14 protein-coding genes and 1 pseudogene are annotated in these 16,407 nt (G+C 71.3%); 8 read left to right on the forward strand and 7 right to left on the reverse strand.

All coding sequences use genetic code 11. The annotated features are described in order from the left end of the window. Positions 1–19: 19 nt before the first annotated feature. Positions 20–703 (reverse strand): response regulator, encoded by a 684-nt coding sequence (locus ACZ31C_RS08965; protein WP_465794763.1) that lies wholly within the window; start codon positions 701–703, stop codon positions 20–22. 60 nt (positions 704–763) lie between these two features. After that, positions 764–2,053 carry an ATP-binding protein gene (locus ACZ31C_RS08970; RefSeq protein ID WP_465794764.1) on the reverse strand — a complete coding sequence of 430 codons (1,290 nt, stop codon included), beginning with the start codon at positions 2,051–2,053 and terminating at the stop codon, positions 764–766. 199 nt (positions 2,054–2,252) lie between these two features. On the opposite strand from ACZ31C_RS08970, the gene phoU reads away from it, so the two are divergent. Next, the gene (gene phoU / locus ACZ31C_RS08975; RefSeq protein WP_350693054.1) at positions 2,253–2,903 is read left to right on the forward strand and encodes a phosphate signaling complex protein PhoU; all 651 of its coding nucleotides are present in this window, start codon (positions 2,253–2,255) and stop codon (positions 2,901–2,903) included. A gap of 83 nt (positions 2,904–2,986) precedes the next feature. Here phoU and ACZ31C_RS08980 read toward each other — a convergent pair whose 3' ends face one another. After that, positions 2,987–3,754 carry a phosphoglyceromutase gene (locus ACZ31C_RS08980; RefSeq protein ID WP_350693055.1) on the reverse strand — a complete coding sequence of 256 codons (768 nt, stop codon included), beginning with the start codon at positions 3,752–3,754 and terminating at the stop codon, positions 2,987–2,989. Between the two features lie 153 nt (positions 3,755–3,907). Here ACZ31C_RS08980 and ACZ31C_RS08985 point away from each other — a divergent pair, with 153 nt between their 5' ends. Both ACZ31C_RS08985 and ACZ31C_RS08990 read left to right on the forward strand, forming a co-directional pair. Continuing rightward, entirely contained in the window at positions 3,908–5,215 is a 1,308-nt protein-coding gene (locus ACZ31C_RS08985; RefSeq protein WP_396741882.1) for an MDR family MFS transporter, read from the forward strand. Between the two features lie 49 nt (positions 5,216–5,264). Then, positions 5,265–6,614, forward strand: a complete 1,350-nt coding sequence (locus ACZ31C_RS08990; protein ID WP_465794765.1) for an MFS transporter — start codon at positions 5,265–5,267, stop codon at positions 6,612–6,614. A gap of 420 nt (positions 6,615–7,034) precedes the next feature. Here the strand turns inward: ACZ31C_RS08990 and ACZ31C_RS08995 are convergent. Continuing rightward, positions 7,035–7,415 (reverse strand): annotated as a pseudogene (locus tag ACZ31C_RS08995) (hypothetical protein); the annotation flags it as partial. Between ACZ31C_RS08995 and ACZ31C_RS09000 the strand changes: the two are divergent. Continuing rightward, positions 7,354–8,232: a hypothetical protein gene (locus ACZ31C_RS09000; protein ID WP_465795032.1), complete on the forward strand. Its 879-nt coding sequence runs from the start codon at positions 7,354–7,356 to the stop codon at positions 8,230–8,232. The pseudogene ACZ31C_RS08995 and the gene ACZ31C_RS09000 overlap by 62 nt on opposite strands. A 311-nt stretch (positions 8,233–8,543) precedes the next feature. On the opposite strand, the gene ACZ31C_RS09005 is transcribed toward ACZ31C_RS09000, so the two are convergent. After that, the gene (locus ACZ31C_RS09005) at positions 8,544–9,068 is read right to left on the reverse strand and encodes a type III secretion system chaperone family protein (protein ID WP_465794766.1); all 525 of its coding nucleotides are present in this window, start codon (positions 9,066–9,068) and stop codon (positions 8,544–8,546) included. Positions 9,069–9,217: 149 nt separating this feature from the next. Then, entirely contained in the window at positions 9,218–10,570 is a 1,353-nt protein-coding gene (mshA, locus tag ACZ31C_RS09010) for a D-inositol-3-phosphate glycosyltransferase (RefSeq protein WP_465794767.1), read from the reverse strand. 208 nt (positions 10,571–10,778) lie between these two features. Between mshA and ACZ31C_RS09015 the strand changes: the two genes are divergently transcribed. Beyond that, positions 10,779–11,582, forward strand: a complete 804-nt coding sequence (locus ACZ31C_RS09015; protein WP_465794768.1) for a methyltransferase domain-containing protein — start codon at positions 10,779–10,781, stop codon at positions 11,580–11,582. 112 nt (positions 11,583–11,694) lie between these two features. Here ACZ31C_RS09015 and ACZ31C_RS09020 read toward each other — a convergent pair whose 3' ends face one another. Continuing rightward, positions 11,695–12,777 (reverse strand): UDP-N-acetylmuramate dehydrogenase, encoded by a 1,083-nt coding sequence (locus tag ACZ31C_RS09020; RefSeq protein WP_465794769.1) that lies wholly within the window; start codon positions 12,775–12,777, stop codon positions 11,695–11,697. Positions 12,778–12,847: 70 nt separating this feature from the next. Here ACZ31C_RS09020 and ACZ31C_RS09025 point away from each other — a divergent pair, with 70 nt between their 5' ends. The 3 genes from ACZ31C_RS09025 (at position 12,848) to ACZ31C_RS09035 (ending at position 16,362) form a co-directional block, all read left to right on the forward strand. After that, on the forward strand, positions 12,848–13,609 hold the full coding sequence (locus ACZ31C_RS09025) for a maleylpyruvate isomerase family mycothiol-dependent enzyme (protein WP_465794770.1): 762 nt from the start codon (positions 12,848–12,850) through the stop codon (positions 13,607–13,609). Between the two features lie 326 nt (positions 13,610–13,935). Then, entirely contained in the window at positions 13,936–15,240 is a 1,305-nt protein-coding gene (locus tag ACZ31C_RS09030; protein ID WP_350693067.1) for an ABC transporter substrate-binding protein, read from the forward strand. A 114-nt stretch (positions 15,241–15,354) separates the two neighbouring features. Further along, on the forward strand, positions 15,355–16,362 hold the full coding sequence (locus tag ACZ31C_RS09035) for a carbohydrate ABC transporter permease (RefSeq protein ID WP_350693068.1): 1,008 nt from the start codon (positions 15,355–15,357) through the stop codon (positions 16,360–16,362). The last annotated feature ends 45 nt before the right edge of the window (positions 16,363–16,407 follow it).

The raw sequence follows: 16,407 nt of genomic DNA on the forward strand, positions 1-16,407 counted from the left end.
CCGGTCGCCGGCGGGCGGATCACGGCTCGAACTTGTAGCCCAGACCGCGCACCGTCACGATGTGGCGCGGGGTGGACGGCTCCGGCTCGATCTTGGAGCGCAGGCGCTTGACGTGTACGTCCAGCGTCTTGGTGTCGCCCACGTAGTCGGCGCCCCAGACGCGGTCGATCAACTGTCCCCGGGTGAGCACCCGGCCGGCGTTGCGCAGCAGCAGTTCGAGCAGCTCGAACTCCTTGAGCGGCAACTGCACCGCGCCGCCGTCGACGGTCACCACGTGCCGTTCGATGTCCATCCGGACCGGGCCGGCGGCCAGCGTCGGCATGCCCGACTCGGTCGTCTCGGGGATCTGTCGGCGCAGCACGGCCCGGATCCGGGCGACCAGCTCACGGGGCGAGTACGGCTTGGTGACGTAGTCGTCGGCACCGATCTCCAGGCCGACCACCTTGTCGATCTCGCTGTCCCGCGCGGTCACCATGATGATCGGCACGTGCGACCGCTGCCGGAGCTGCCGGCAGACCTCGGTCCCGGACATCTCCGGCAGCATCAGGTCGAGCAGGACGATGTCGGCCCCGGTCCGGTCGAACTCGGTCAGCGCCGACGTGCCCGTGGCGGCCACGGAGACCTCGAACCCCTCCTTGCGGAGCATGTACGACAGGGCGTCGGAGAAGGACTCCTCGTCCTCGACCACCAGTACGCGGCTCAACGGTGTTTCCTTTCGATCCGGGTCGGGCCGGGCGGGGAGCCCGGCCTGATCCATGTGTGGTCAGACCTGCCGGAGGTCGGCCGGACCGGCCTCGATCCCAGCAACCGGCAGTGACGCCAGCAGATCGTCCGGCGGTCGGGCCGGCAGCCGGAGGGTGAACGTCGACCCACCACCAAGAGTGCTCGTCACGTCCACCCGGCCGCCATGGTTGCTCGCGATGTGTTTGACGATGGCCAGCCCCAGGCCGGTGCCGCCGGTGGAGCGGGACCGGGCCTGGTCGGCCCGGTAGAACCGCTCGAAGATCCGGTCCACGTCGGTGGGCGCGATCCCGATGCCCTGGTCCGTCACGGCGATCTCCACGTGGTCGTCGGTGGCCCGCGTGGTGATCCGTACCGTGGTGTCCTCCCCCGAGTAGTTCACGGCGTTCTCCACCAGGTTCGCCACCGCCGTGGCCAGTTGGCTGTCGCTGCCGTACACGGTCAGTCCCCGGCCGGAGTCGGCCGTCACCTGGATCCGGCGGGCGGCGGCCGTGGTCCGGGTCCGGTCCACCACCTCGGAGATGACCCAGTCGAGCGCGACCGGCTCCGGCGCCGGCTGCGGCTCGGCGCCCTGGAGCCGGGTCAGCTCCAGCAGTTCCTGCACCAGCCGCCCCAACCGGGTCGACTCATGCTGGATCCGCTCGGCGAACCGCCGGGCCGCCACCATGTCCTCGGAGAGGTCCGGCCGGTCCCCGCCGGTCGGTTCGGTGGCGTCCAGCAGCGCCTCGGCGAGCAGTTGCAGCGCGCCGATCGGAGTCTTCAGCTCGTGGCTGACGTTGGCCACGAAGTCGCGCCGCACCCGGGCCAGCCGGTGCGACTCGGTCACGTCGGCCGCCTCCACGGCGATGTAGCCGCCGCCCAGGCCCATCGCCCGCAGGTGCACGCCGAGCGGGTTGTCCCCGACGTTGTCGCGGCCCCGGGGCAGGTCCAGCTCGATCTCGCGGCGGACGCCGGTGCGGCGTACCTGCCCGGCCAGCGTACGGACCAGCGGGTGGGCGATGATCGAGCCCGGACGGCCACCGGTACGCAGCAGGCCCAGCGCCCGGGCCGCCGGATTGACGAGTACGGGTACGTCCTCGGGGTCGAGCACCACCACTCCGGCACGCAGCGAGTCGATCGCGCGGCGGCCGAGCCCGACCTGCACCTCGTCGGCGATCGTGTGCCTCCCCCTACCGAGCCGGAGACCGGCCCACCCACGTCCGGCGGAGCCCGCCGACCGGCGCGCCGCCGGGACGAACCGGGACAGCAACAGTCCGGCGACCACGCCGACCACCAGGGCCGAGGCCACTCCCACCGTCACCGCCCACGTCACCCGGCGATCGTAGGGTCATTGTTAACCCGGCTACCGTACGGAACGGGACGAAGCACTCTCACTTCCGGGAAAGTTCACCTGCGCGTCCGGCTCAGTTCATCGGCGTTCACCTGGGGTCCTCCCGGTGCTCCTAGCTTGGGCGGCGTACCTGCACGAACCCTCGCCGGCACGTGCCGGCGCCGACCGACAGGACGTGAGTATGCGCGACGAGTTCCGGGCCGATCTCGACACGGTCAGCCAGATGCTGGTGGAGATGGCCGAGGGGGTACGGGCGGCGCTGCGCCAGGCGACCCGGGCCCTGCTCACCGCCGACCGGCAGGCGGCCGAATCGGTGATCGCGGGCGACGCCGGGATCGACGCGCTCTACCGGCAGGTCGAGGAGCGGGTCTGTGACCTGCTGGCCCGCCAGGCACCGGTCGCCTCCGACCTACGCGCCATGATCACCGCGCTGCACGTCGCCGCCGACCTGGAACGGATGGGCGACCTGGCCGACCACGTCGCCAAGACCGCGCTGCGCCGGCACCCGTCGCCGGCCGTGCCGGCGGAGCTGCGACCGGTCTTCACCGACATGGCCGGCATCGCCGACCGGATGGCCGAGAAGATCGCCTCCGTGCTGGCGCGTCCCGACGCCACCGTCGCCGCCGAACTGGACGGCGACGACGACGCGATGGACGAGCTGCACAAGGGGCTGTTCGGGGTGCTGCTCGGCGAGGACTGGCCGTACGGCGTGGAGACGGCCATCGACGCCACCCTGCTCGGGCGCTTCTACGAGCGGTTCGCCGACCACGCGGTGAACAGCGGCGAGCACGTCGTCTACCTGATCACCGGCGAGCCCGTCACCCCCGCCTGAGACTGAAGGAAGGGTCCCCTGCTAACGCCTCGTGCATAGCAGGGGACCCTTCCTAACGTTCGGGCCCGACGGGCAGGGTGCGATCAGCGACCCTGGTTGGCCACCGCAGCGGCGGCGGCCTTGGCGGCCTCCGGGTCGAGGTACGTGCCGCCCAGCGTCTGCGGACGCAACTGCGGGTCCAGGTCGTAGCGCAGCGGGATTCCGGTCGGGATGTTCAGCTTGGCGATCGCCTCGTCGCTGATCTGGTCCAGGTGCTTCACCAGCGCCCGCAGCGAGTTGCCGTGCGCCGCCACCAGCACGGTCCGGCCGGCCAGGATGTCCGGCACGATCGAGTCGTACCAGTACGGCAGCATCCGCTCGACGACGTCCTTGAGGCACTCGGTACGCGGCATCAGCTCGGTCGGCAGCAGCGCGTACCGGGGGTCGCCGACCTGCGACCACTCGTCGTCGTCCGCGATCGGCGGCGGCGGGGTGTCGTACGAGCGGCGCCAGAGCATGAACTGCTCCTCGCCGTACTCGTTCAGGGTCTGCTTCTTGTCCTTGCCCTGCAGGGCGCCGTAGTGCCGCTCGTTGAGCCGCCACGACCGGCGCACCGCAATCCAGTGCCGGTCGGCGGCGTTCAACGCCAGTTCGGCGGTGCGGATGGCGCGGCGCATCACGCTCGTGTGCACCACGTCGGGGAGCAGGTCGTGCTCGCGCAGCAGCTCGCCGCCGCGGCGCGCCTCGTTCTCCCCCTTCTCGGTCAGGTCCACGTCGACCCAGCCGGTGAAGAGGTTCTTGGCGTTCCAGTCGCTTTCGCCGTGCCGCAGCAGGACCAGCGTCCCGACGGTGGGTCCCTCGCTAGCTGTCATGCGGATCATCCTGCCGCAACCCGCGAGTGGACGCGCGGGAAGGGGGGTGACGACCACCACGTGGAAAACGGGGTGACCGGGCTTCCGGCCGACATCTAAGTTGTAAGGGATCATCTCGATCATTGGTCATTACCGAAACGGGGGTGCGCCGAGGTGCGCGCGATACGGGGCTGGTTCCGGGACACCACAGGCGGGCTACCGAAGACGTTCTGGTATCTCTGGACCGGGACGCTGATCAATCGCCTCGGCTCGTTCGTCCTCGTCTTCCTCGCCATCTACCTCACCCAGGAACGCGGCTTCTCGGCCACCCAGGCGGGCCTGGTGATCGGCGCGTGGGGCGTCGGCGGCGCGGTCGGCACCACCGCCGGCGGTACGCTCACCGACCGCTGGGGACGGCGACCCACCCTGCTCACCGCCCACCTCGGCGCGGCGACCATGATGCTCGCCCTCGGCTTCGCCCGGGACCTGTGGACCATCGCGGCGGGCGCGCTGCTGCTCGGCCTCTTCGCCGAGGCGGCCCGGCCGGCGTTCGGCGCGATGATGATTGACGTGGTGCCGGAGCGGGACCGGCTGCGCGCGTTCTCGCTCAACTACTGGGCGATCAACCTCGGCTTCGCCTGCGCCGCGGTGCTAGCCGGCTTCGCCGCCCAGGCCGGCTACCTGCTGCTGTTCGTGGTCAACGCGTCGACCACGCTGGTCACCGCACTGATCATCTTCATCCGGGTGCGGGAGACCCGCACTGTCACCGTGGGCATGCCCCGCGACGGCAAGCGCACCGGCGCACTGCGCACCATCCTCACCGACCGGGTGTACCTGGGCTTCGTGGCCCTGAACCTGCTCGGTGCGCTGGTCTTCCTCCAGCACATCTCGATGCTGCCGATCGCGATGGCCGACTCCGGCCTGAGCCCGGCCACGTACGGCTCGGTGATCGCGCTCAACGGGGTCCTCATCGTCGCCGGCCAGCTCTTCGTGCCCAGGCTCATCCGGGGCCGCAACCGCTCGCACGTGCTCGCCCTGGCGGCGGTGGTGATGGGCGTCGGCTTCGGACTGACCGCCTTCGCCGACGTGGCCTGGTTCTTCGGGCTCACCGTGCTGATCTGGACGCTGGGCGAAATGCTCAACTCGCCGTCCAACGCCACCCTCATCGCCGAGCTCTCCCCCGGCGAACTGCGCGGTCGCTACCAGGGCGTCTTCTCGCTCTCCTGGCAGCTCGCCGGAGCGGCCGCGCCGATCCTCGGCGGCCTGGTGCGGGAGCAGGCCGGCAACGCCACGCTCTGGCTGGGCTGTGCCGCCATCGGCGCCGTCATGGCCGTCGGTCACCTGGTCTCCGGGCCGGCCCGGGAGCGGCGTGCGCTGGCGCTGCGTACCGCCGGTGCCGCCCCCGTGGTGACCCTCCAGTCGACGGCACCGCAGCCGGCGGCACCCCAGGCGGCCGAGCCGGTGGCGACCGGCAAGAGCTGAGTCCGCCCCTCGCGCCACCCCGCCGATCCGCTCGGGCAAGATCTGTTAGGTGTCCGAACAGATCGAGGAGGTCGGGGTGCGGGCCGCAGACCAGCACGACGGCGGTACGCCCACCGGGCCGCGCCGCTGGCTCGCCGACACCGCGGGAGGATTGCCCGCCACCTTCTGGTACCTCTGGGCCGGGCTGCTGATCAACCGGGCCGGCGCGTTCGCGATGCTGTTCCTGTCGCTCTACCTGACCGCCGCCCGAGGGGCCAGCGAGTCGCTGGCCGGGGTGGTCGTCGGGGCGTACGGCGCCGGTGGGGCGGCCGGGGTGCTGCTCGGCGGGGTGCTGGCCGACCGCTGGGGACGACGGTCGACCCTGGTGTTCGCACACCTGGTCACCGCCGGGCTGATGGTCGCGCTCGCACTGAGCCAGCACCTCGCGATGATCGCGGCACTCGCCCTGCTGGTCGGCGTGACGCACTCGATGCCCAGCCCGGCGTTCGTCGCGGCGATCGTCGACGTGGTGCCGGAACACCGCCGCTCACGCGCCTTCAACCTCCAGTTCTGGGCGTTCAACCTGGGCATGGCGGTGGCCTCGCTGCTCGCCGGGCTGCTGGCCGAGGCGAGCTACGTCGCGCTCTTCCTGGTGGACGCCGCCGCCACGCTGGCCACCGCGTTGCTGATCGCGTGGAAGGTCCCGGAGACACTTCCCGCCAGGTCGACAACCGCAGCGGGTACGCCACCACAGCCGCTGACATCCGTCCGGCGCCGACAGCGTCGCCCCGGCCTGCACACCGCGCTCACCGACCGGCACTTCCTGGTCTTCGTCGGGCTAACCTTCGTGCTGGCCGTACTGACCATGCAGGCGTCGACGATCATGCCGCTGGCGATGCGCGCGGACGGGCTCGGCCCGTCGGCGTACGGCACGGTGGTGGCCCTCGGCGGGGTGCTGATCGTGTTGGGGCAGCTCTTCGTACCCCGGCTCATCGACCGGCACCGCAAGGGCAGCGTCCTGGCCGTCTCCACGGCACTGCTGGCGGTCGGCTTCGGTGCGCTGGCCCTCGCCGACGACCTCGCGTTCTACCTGGGCGCGTGTGTGGTCTGGACGGTCGGCTCCATGCTGGCCGCACCGCCGAACGCGCAGATCAACGCCGACCTGGCGCCGCCGGCCCTGCGGGCCCGCTACCAGTCGGTGTTCTACCTGGCCTTCCCGGCGGCGTCGTTCGTGGCGCCGACGCTCGGCGGGTTCAGCCTCCAGCAGTGGGGCGACGGGCACTGGCTGATCGTCGGCGCGCTCGGGCTCGCGGCGGCCGGTGGCCACCTGCTCGCCGGGCCGCCTCGGGAACGCCGGGTGGCCGCGCTGCGGCAGGCTCCGGCGGAACCGGTCGGCACCTCGGTCGCCGCCACATCCTGAACGCGCCTGCCGGCGGGATCTGGTCGTCGACGCCCGCGCGGTATCCGTCACACGCGTGGTGCCCGGTACGCGGGGCGTACCGGGCACTCGCGTCGTACGACCGGCGGCGGCGGGCGGCACTCACCCCCGTAAGCGACGCCCGCTCGCGCCGCCGGTCCAAACAGGTGGGGCACCGTCCCCCAACGGTGTTGATCCACCCGTCCCCCGACACCCCACTCGGTGCACGGACCTGATCGATCCGCCGCTCCCCCGAACGGTTCCGAGCGTGGCGCGGTGCAATAAAGTTAGTTCGGCCAGCAGGGGCTATTCAACTCGAACGGCTGTCTTGCCCGTCACAACGCGCAGTTCCGGCCCCCGGACCAGCACGTTTGCCCCTACTTGGCGCCAACAGCGGGTACCCGACCGCGATTCCCGCAAACCTCAGCCGTCCTCCCGATCGGGTGACTCGGTGCGGAAGAAGTTGCTCTGCCGACCGTCCCGCATCTGCTCCTGGAAGATCAGGTTCAGCCGCCGCAGATCGAAGGTGTGGAACCACTCCTCCCAGGTGATCTCGCGGATCCGGCTGCTCTCCCGATACCCCGGGATGTTGAACGTCAGCACCCCGGCCCGCCCCTCCCGCTCGGTGCCGCTGATCGTCGCCGGCTTCGCGCCGCGCGCCCGGGCCCACCGCTGGATCACCTCGTGGTTGGTGGTGACCAGGCTGCGACCGGGACGCTCCGGCCGATCCTGGAGCGAGGCGATGACCTGGGACGACCGGGTCGAGCGCGCGGTCGACTTACCGGTACGCACCGCACCGCCCCGCGACGACGCGGCCTTCGCGACCCCGGCCCGCCCCGAGGTGCTCGTACGGGCCGTGGTGCTCTTGCGGGCCGTGGTGCTCTTGCGGGCCGTGGTGCTCTTACGGGCGGCGCTGGTCGTCTTCCGGGCCGTACCCGACGTCGCCTTCCGGGCCGTGGTCGCCTTCCGGGCTGTCGTCGCCTTCCGGGCTGTCGTCGCCTTCCGGGCCGTCGTCGTCTGGCGGGCCGGAGTCGTCTTGCGGGCGGTGGTCGTCTTGCGGGCCGGACCCGAGGTGGTCCTGCGCGCCGTCGTTGCCTTCCGGGCGGTGGTCGCCTTCTGGGCCGGCCCCGACGTGGTCCTGCGGGCCGGGGTCGCCTTGCGGGCGGTGGTCGTCTTCCGGGCCGGGGTGGTACTCCGGGCCGCAGCGGTGCTCTTGCGGGCGGTGGTGGTGCTCTTGCGGGCGGTGGTCGCCTTGCGGGCCGCAGCGGTCGTCGCTTTCCGGGCCGACGTGGCCCGCTTCGCGGGTGCCGCCTTCGCCCTGCCCGGCGCGGTACGGGCCGACGTGGTCTGCCGCGTCCCGGCCGCCTTCGTGGCCTTGGCCCGACCGGCCGGGCCGCTGCTGCGGCGGGCGGCACCACCCGACCGCATGGTCTTCGCCAGCGTCTTCACCAGTTCGGGCTTGCGCAACGCGGAGATCCCCGAGACGCCGTACCGCCGCAACTGGCCCCGGATGTCCTCCGCCCGCATCTGCGAGATCTCCGACTCCGACATCCGGGCGGTGCTGCTGTTTCGTCGTGTGGTGCTGGTCGCGGTCCCGCCGCGACCCGAGCTGCTTCGCTGAGCCATGGACGCTCACGCTCCTCGACACTCGGTCTCGGCGCGGCGGGTCCCAACGCCGCACCGCGCGGTGCGGCGGCTTACCCGTCAGGAGCGCTCCGAATCCCCGAACGTGCCGAACGGCTCGTCCCGCTGCGGAAACGTCTCGCCCCGCGACGCCGACGGCGCGTCGCGCGGAACAGGCGCGCCCCGCAGAGACCACTCGGCCCACGGAAAGGCTCATTTTGCGGAGACAGCTCGACGCAAAGACGGTCGCCCTGCTACGGCGACGGCTTGGCCTGGCGGAGACGGCTCGGCCTACGGAGACGGCTCGGCCTACGGAGACGGCTCGGCCTGCGAAGACGGCTCGGCCTGCGAAGACGGCTCGAAGAGGTGCGCGAAGGCGGCGAGGTTCGCGGTGGATTCGCCCCGCTTGACCCGCCACTCCCACTCCCGCCGGATCGAACTGCCGAAGCCGATCTCCAGCATCGTGTCGAAGGACTCGTCGGCGTAGGTGAGTACCGCGCCGAGCAGTCGGTCGAGTTCGTCGGCGTCGACACCGGCGGGGTTGACCCGACCGGTCAGGTAGACGTCGCCGACCGCGTCGACGGAGAACGACACCGCGTACATCCGGGCGTTGCGCTGCAACAGCCAGGCCCACAGTTCCTCGCGCCGCTCATCCGGCTGGCGCATCACGAACGCCTCGATCCGCAGCGCGTGCTCGCCGACGATCAGGTTGCAGATCGTCTTGAGCTTGTGCGTACCGGGCAGGGTCACCGCGTACGACCCCGGGCCGGTGGACTCCAAGTCCAACTCCCGCTCGGCGCAGACCGACTCGATCAGGGCCCCAAGGTCACTCATCGGATCAACTCTACGGCCGGCACTGTCCGTACGCCGTGCTGCCGAGGTGTTAGGAAGGGACCCCTGCTATGCACGAGGCGTTAGTAGGGGTCCCTTCCTTACACGCAGCCCCTGCACGCAGCCGTTGCACGGAACTCTTACGCGCAGCGCTACCAGGATCGGGAGGCGGTGAGTTCGGCGGTGAGACGGGCACGGTGGGCGGCGATCGCCTCGCCGTAGACCGTCAGCAGGCTGGCAGCGGTGCGGTGCCAGGAGAAGTCGCGAGCGTGTCGGGCCGCCGCCACGGACAGCTCGGCACGGCGGGCCTGGTCCGGCAGCAGACGGCCGAGCGTACGCGCCCAGTCGACAGGGTCGTGCCCACGGACCAGTACGCCGCTGACCTGATCGCGTACGGCGGTGACCAGACCGCCGACGGCGGCGGCCACCACCGGCGTACCGCAGGCCTGGGCCTCCAGCGCGACCAGTCCGAAGCTCTCGTTGTACGACGGCACCGCGACCAGATCGGCCGCCTGATAGAGCAGGGGCAGGTCGGTGCCGGTGCGCGGCGGCAGGAAGTGCACCCGGTCGGCGACACCGAGCGTGGCGGCCAGCTCGATCAGCGCCGTGGGTCGGTCCAGTCCGGTGCCGCTGGGACCGCCGCAGATCACCACCGCCACCTCCTGCGCCAGGGCCGGGTCCTGGTCGCGCAGGGCCGCGATCGCGCGGATCAGCACGTCGGGGGCCTTCAGTGGCTGGATCCGACCGACGAAGGCGACCAGATGCCCCCGGACGGGCAGGCCGAGCCGGGTGCGGGCGGCGACGGTGGCGGCCGCCCGGTCGCCGGAGAGCGGACGGAAGCGGTCGAGGTCCACGCCGGGTTCGACGACCGCGACCCGGGTCGGGTCGGCGTCGTACCGGTCGATCAGGTCCCGCGCCTCGACCTCGGTGTTGGCCACCAGCCGGTCGGACTCGGCGACCACCTGTTCCTCGCCGATGACCCGGGCCTTGGGTTCCGGCCGGTCCCCGGCGGCGAGCCGCGCGTTCTTCACCTTGGCCAGGGTGTGCGCGGTGTGCACCAGCGGTACGCCCCAGCGCTCCTTGGCCAGCCAGCCGACCTGGCCGGAGAGCCAGTAGTGGGAGTGGATCAGGTCGTAGTGGCCCGGTGGGCGGGCCGCCTCGGCGCGCAGCACTCCGGCGGTGAAGGCGCAGAGTTGGCCGGGCAGTTCCTCCTTGGTCAGTCCTTCGAACGGACCGGCCATCACGTGCCGTACCTGCACACCGGGGGCGACCTCCACCACCGGGGGCAGGTCACCGGAGGTGGCGCGGGTGAAGATCTCCACCGCCACGTCCGCCTCGGCGAGCCGCCGGGCGACCTCCAGGATGTAGACGTTCATGCCGCCCGCGTCGCCGGTGCCCGGCTGGTGCAGGGGTGAGGTGTGCACCGAGAGCGTCGCGATCCGCCGGGGGCGGGGCCACGGCAGGGCACCTCGCTGACGTCCGACACCGGTGTGCATTTCCGCCACGTCCGCTCCCTTTGCCACGGTTGATGCCGACGCGCACGACCGGCGCTCCTGCGTCAACCTCCACGCCGGATGTCATCTTCCCGATCGGCGGCCGGAAATACGCCGTCCAGACGCCCCGGCGTGACCGACCTCATCACCAGGGTGCCGCTCCCGGCAGCGGCAGCAGGGGCGAGAATGGCCGGATGAGTCGTGTCGCCGGGTCTGCGCGATGGCGACACTGAGGTCCCGGCCGCTCGGTGTGGTGACCCGGGGCACCACCAATCCCAACCGGCTGCGCCGGGTGGACAACTGGATGGTGGAGAACTGCGCGGACGTACTGCGCGACGCTCCGGACCCGCTGGTGGTCGACCTAGGTTACGGTGCCACGCCGGTGACGGCGGTGGAGCTGCGCGCCCGGCTGGCCGCGCGGGTCCGCGCCGACGTGCGGGTGGTCGGGCTGGAGATCGATCCGGTACGCGTCGACGCCGCCCAACCGGCCGCCGATCCGCCCGGTCTCACCTTCGCCCGGGGCGGCTTCGAGTTGGCCGGGCTCCGGCCGACCGTGGTCCGCGCGTTCAACGTCCTGCGGCAGTACGACGAGAGCGAGGTGGCCGCCGCCTGGGCCACCGTGCTCGCCGGGCTGGCTCCGGGCGGGCTGCTGGTGGAGGGCACCTGCGACGAGCCGGGTCGCCTCGGCAGTTGGATCCTGCTCGACGCCACCGGTCCCCAGACGCTGACCCTGGCCGCCCGGCTGACCACGCTAGAGAACCCGGCCGAGCTGGCCGAACGGCTGCCGAAGGCGTTGATCCACCGGAACGTGCCGGGCGAGCGGATCCACGACCTCATCCGCGCCCTGGACGACGCCTGGCGGGCTGCCGCCGGCTACGCCCCATTCGGCCCGCGCCAACGCTGGCTGCGCGCGGTGTCCACGGTGCGCGCCCAGGGCTGGCCCGTGCTGCGCCGTCCCCGCGAGTGGCGTCAGGGCCAGCTCACGATCCCCTGGCCCGCCGTCGCCCCGCAAGGTTGCATGTAAGGAGTGGTCCCCTACTAACGCCTCGTGTATATGAAGGGTCCCTTCCTAACGTGCAGGGCGGCATGTGCGGACCCGGCGGCGGGCGCGGCGGGCGCGGCGGCGCGGTGAGGGGTCAGATGGTGCAGTTGACGAGGACGGGTTCGGGATGGAGGGTCACGGCGAACCGGGCCTCGACGGTGTCACGGATCTCGCGGGCCAGCGTGATCAGGGCCTCGGTGCTGGCGGTGCCGGACTGGTTCGTCAGCGCCAGGGTGTGCTTGCTGGAGATGGCGACGCCCTCGGGGCCGGGATGGCCCTTGCCGAAGCCCGCCTTGTCGATCAGCCAGGCCGCGCTGATCTTGACCCGGTCCCCGGTGCCCGGCCAGGCCGGCGGCTCCCCGATGTCGGCGGCCCGCTGCCGCAGCAGTTCGTAGCCGGCGGTGTCCAGCACCGGGTTGGTGAAGAACGAGCCGACCGAGCGGGTGTCCGGGTCGGTCGGGTCCAGCACCATGCCCTTGCCGGCGCGCAGCCGCAGCACGGTGGCACGCGCCTGGGTCGCCGGCACCCGGTCACCGACCGAGACACCGAGCGTACGAGCCAGTTCCGCGTAGCGCACCGGGCCGGACAGCGGCGAGCGGGCCAGCCGGAAGTCGACCGAGAGCACCACCAGCCGTTGGCTGTACTTGAAGACGCTGGCCCGGTACGCGAAGCCACAGTCCCCGGTGGGGACCGTCGTCACCTCCCCGGTGACGCGGTCGTAGACCTGTACGCCGACGATGGTCTCCGCGACCTCCTGCCCGTACGCCCCGACGTTCTGGATCGGGGTCGCCCCGGTCGAGCCGGGGATGCCGGACAGGCACTCCAACCCGGACCAGCCGTTGGCGACGGTGGCGGCGACGAGGTCGTCCCACGGCTCGCCGGCCTCGACCCGTATGGTGACGTTCGCCTCGTTCTCGGCGAGCACGCGCAGACCGCGTGACCGGACGAGGACCACGGTGCCGGGGAAGCCGGCGTCACCGATCACCACGTTGCTACCGCCCGCGAGCAGCAGAACGTCGTCCTGTGCCTCGCGTACCCGGGTGACGATCTCCTCGGCGGTGGTGGCGGTGACAATCCGGCGAGCCGGGCCACCCAAGCGTAATGTGGTGTATTGCGCCAGATCGCCGGTGCTGGCGGGTTCAGCGGCGACTGTCGGCTGGGCGTAGGCGTCGAACACGCCTTTCACCCTAGGCTGGTGGGTAGCCGCGGCACCCATTGGTGGCCGGGTCACCCCCGGGAGGATGGCGATGAGCAGATTGCAGGGCAGCAAGGACTTCTGGATCGGCGCGCTTCGGACGGAGGGTCCGGCGTTCGCCGCTGCGGTGGCCGAAGCCCCGCCCGAGACACCCGTGCTCTCCTGCCCCGGCTGGACGGTCGCCGACCTGGCCCTGCACCTCGCCGGCGTCTACCGCTGGGCGCACGCGATCGTGGGTTCGGGCGGGACGACGGCCCCGGAGCGCCGGGCACAGCCGGTCGAGCCGGTGCCGGGTGTGACCGCCGCGGCGCAGTGGCAGCAGGCGTACGACGAGCTGATGGCCCTCTTCGACACCCTCGACCCGGAGGCTCCGGCGTGGAACTGGGCGCCGCAGCCGAAGAAGGCGGGCTTCTGGCCGCGTCGGATGGCACACGAGACCGCGGTGCACCGCTGGGACGCCCAGCTCGCCATCGCCGCCGGTGAACCAATCGAGGCCAAGCTCGCGGCCGACGGGGTGAGCGAGGTGCTGGACACCTGGCTGCCGGCGGGCCGGCGGGTGGCGACCGGGCAGTGGCGCGGCGTGGTGCGGTTGAGCGCGAGCGACGCCGCCCAGGAGTGGTACCTGCGGCTGCGCGGCGAGGGGGTGGCCCTGCTCGACACCGGCACCATCCTCGACCACGACGACCACCACGCCCGGGTGCACGTCAACGCCACCGCGAGCGACCTGCTGCTGGCGCTCTGGGGACGGGTCAGCTTCGACACCCTGACCGTGGCCGGCGACCGCGCCCTGCTGGACGGGGTCCGCGCCGCCTGATTCCGCGTCGGCGGGCCGGCCACGCCCGACCGTCGACCCGCCCGCTGGGCCGGCACGTCGGCCAAGCCGACATGGCCGGCACGACGGCCGGTAGAGCCAGCACAGCCGGCGAAGCCGAACGCGGCCGGCACGACAGCCGGCGTAGCCGACGCAGCACGGACATGCCACGGGCGGTCCTCCCGATCGGGAGGACCGCCCGTGGCCATTCTGTGACCTCGCCGAGAGAGCGCTCTCTTGACATCGATCGACGGCGGACCGCAAGCTTCGTGAGAGCGCTCTCTGGGCCTTATCCACCACCACCCCGACCTGAGAGGGGTCACCAGACCATGGGCACCTTCCCGCGCCACCGCCTCGCTGCGGTCGCCCTGGCCGCCGTCGGCGCGTTGCTCGTCACCAGCGGCTGCGGTGGCGGCGACGACGCCGAGGACGGCACGATAACCCTCACCGTCGACGTCTTCGGACAGTTCGGCTACGAGGAGCTGTACAAGCAGTACATGGACGCCAACCCCGGCGTGAAGATCGTCGAGCGGGGCACCGGCGGCAACCTCGACGAGTACTCGCCGAAGCTGACCCAGTGGCTCGCGGCGGGCAAGGGCGCCGGTGACGTGGTCGCCATCGAAGAGGGTCTGATGGTCGAGTACAAGGCCAACCCGGACAACTTCGTCAACCTGCTCGACCACGGCGCCGCCGACCTCAAGGGCAACTTCCTGGAGTGGAAGTGGAACCAGGGGCTCACCGCCGACGGCCAGAAGCTGATCGGCCTCGGCACCGACGTCGGCGGCATGGCGATGTGCTACCGCACCGACCTGTTCGACAAGGCCGGGCTGCCGACCGACCGCGAAGAGGTCTCGAAGCTCTGGCCGACCTGGCAGGAGTACATCGCCACCGGTGAGAAGTTCAAGGCGGCGAACACCGGCGCCGCGTTCCTGGACGCCGCGACCAACACGTTCAACACGATCGTGCTCCAGACCGCCGGCAACGCGCAGGGCTACCACTACTACGACACCAGCGACAACCTCGTGGTGGACAGCAACCCGGCGGTGAAGCAGGCCTGGGACACCACCATGGCCATCATCAACGCGGGCCTGTCCGGCAAGTACGGCTCCTGGTCCGACGAGTGGGTCTCCGCCTTCAAGCAGTCCAAGTTCGCCACGATCGCCTGCCCCGCGTGGATGACCGGGGTCATCGAGGGCAACGCCGGTCCGGAGGCCAACGGCAAGTGGGACATCGCCCGGGTGCCCGGTGACGGCGGCAACTGGGGCGGCTCGCACCTGGCCGTGCCTCGTCAGAGCAAGAACCAGGACGAGGCGATCAAGCTGGTCAAGTTCCTGACCAGCGCCGAGGGCCACATCGGCGCCTTCAAGGCCAAGGGACCGCTGCCGTCGTCGCCGCAGGCGCTGGAGGACTCGGCCATCACCGAGGCCACCAACGCGTACTTCTCCGGCGCGCCGGTCGGCCGGATCTTCGGTGAGGGCGCCAAGACCCTCAAGCCGGTCTACATGGGCCCGAAGAACCAGGCCGTACGCACCGAGGTCGAGAACGCGGTCCGCACCGTCGAGCTGGGACAGCGCAACCCCGAGCAGGGGTGGCAGGACGCGATCGCCAACGCCAAGAAGGCTGCCGCCAAGTAGCCGGCCCGACGGTCCCCACCCCGTCGCCGATCCACCGGAACGACGCGTCCTCGTCGACGCGACGGCGACCGGCGGATCGGCGCGGGGCGGGGGCGTGGAAAGGAGTCACGGGTCATGGCGTTGCAGCTCGACGCACACCCGCCGGCCACCCCGGCACCGCGGAACACCCGCCCGCCACGGTCCGGCCGACTGAGCCGGATCGACGCGAAGTACTCGCCCTACCTCTACATCGCCCCGTTCTTCGTGATCTTCGCGATCTTCGGGGCGTGGCCGCTGGCGTACACCTTCTGGGTCTCGCTGCACGACTGGGACCTGCTCGGTAGCAATCCCACCTTCATCGGCGCGGACAACTACACCCAGCTGCTGGTCGACAGCGACTTCTGGCACTCGGTGGTCAACACGCTCGGCATCTTCGTGATCAGCACCGTGCCGCAGTTGCTCCTGGCGCTCTGGCTGGCCAACCTGCTCAACCGGCACCTGCGTTTCCGGACCGGGTGGCGGATGGCGGTGCTGGTCCCCAACGTCACCTCCACGGCCGCCGTGGCGATCGTCTTCGGGGTGCTGTTCGGTCGCGAGTTCGGCATGGTCAACTGGATGCTCGACCTGGTGGGCCTCGATCCGATCGGGTGGAAGTCCGACCGGTTCGCCTCCTGGGTGGCCATCTCCGCCATGGTCGACTGGCGCTGGACCGGCTACAACGCGCTGATCTTCCTGGCCGCCATGCAGGCCATCCCCCGCGACCTGTACGAAGCCGCGGCGATCGACGGCGCGAACCGGGCCCGGCAGTTCTGGGCGGTCACCGTGCCGCTGCTCAAGCCGACGATCATCTTCTGCGTCATCATCTCCACCATCGGCGGGCTCCAGCTCTTCACCGAGCCCCGGCTGTTCCACTCCGGCACCAACGCGATCCGGGGCGGCCCGATGCGCGAGTCGCAGACGCTGACCATGTACATGTTCGAGAACGCGTTCGCGCCCTACTACAACTTCGGCTACGGCTCGGCGGTGGCGTGGCTGCTCTTCGCCCTGATCGCCATCGTCGCGGCGATCAACGTACTGATCATCCGCCGGCTCGGGGCCGGCGCCCGACCGAACGTCGGCGGGCGGAAGGGAGGCCCGCGATGAGCGAGCGCAGTGAGCGAGTCATTCGGTTCAGCGCGTTGGGACTCG

The organism is Micromonospora sp. NPDC023869 (genome assembly GCF_055559695.1).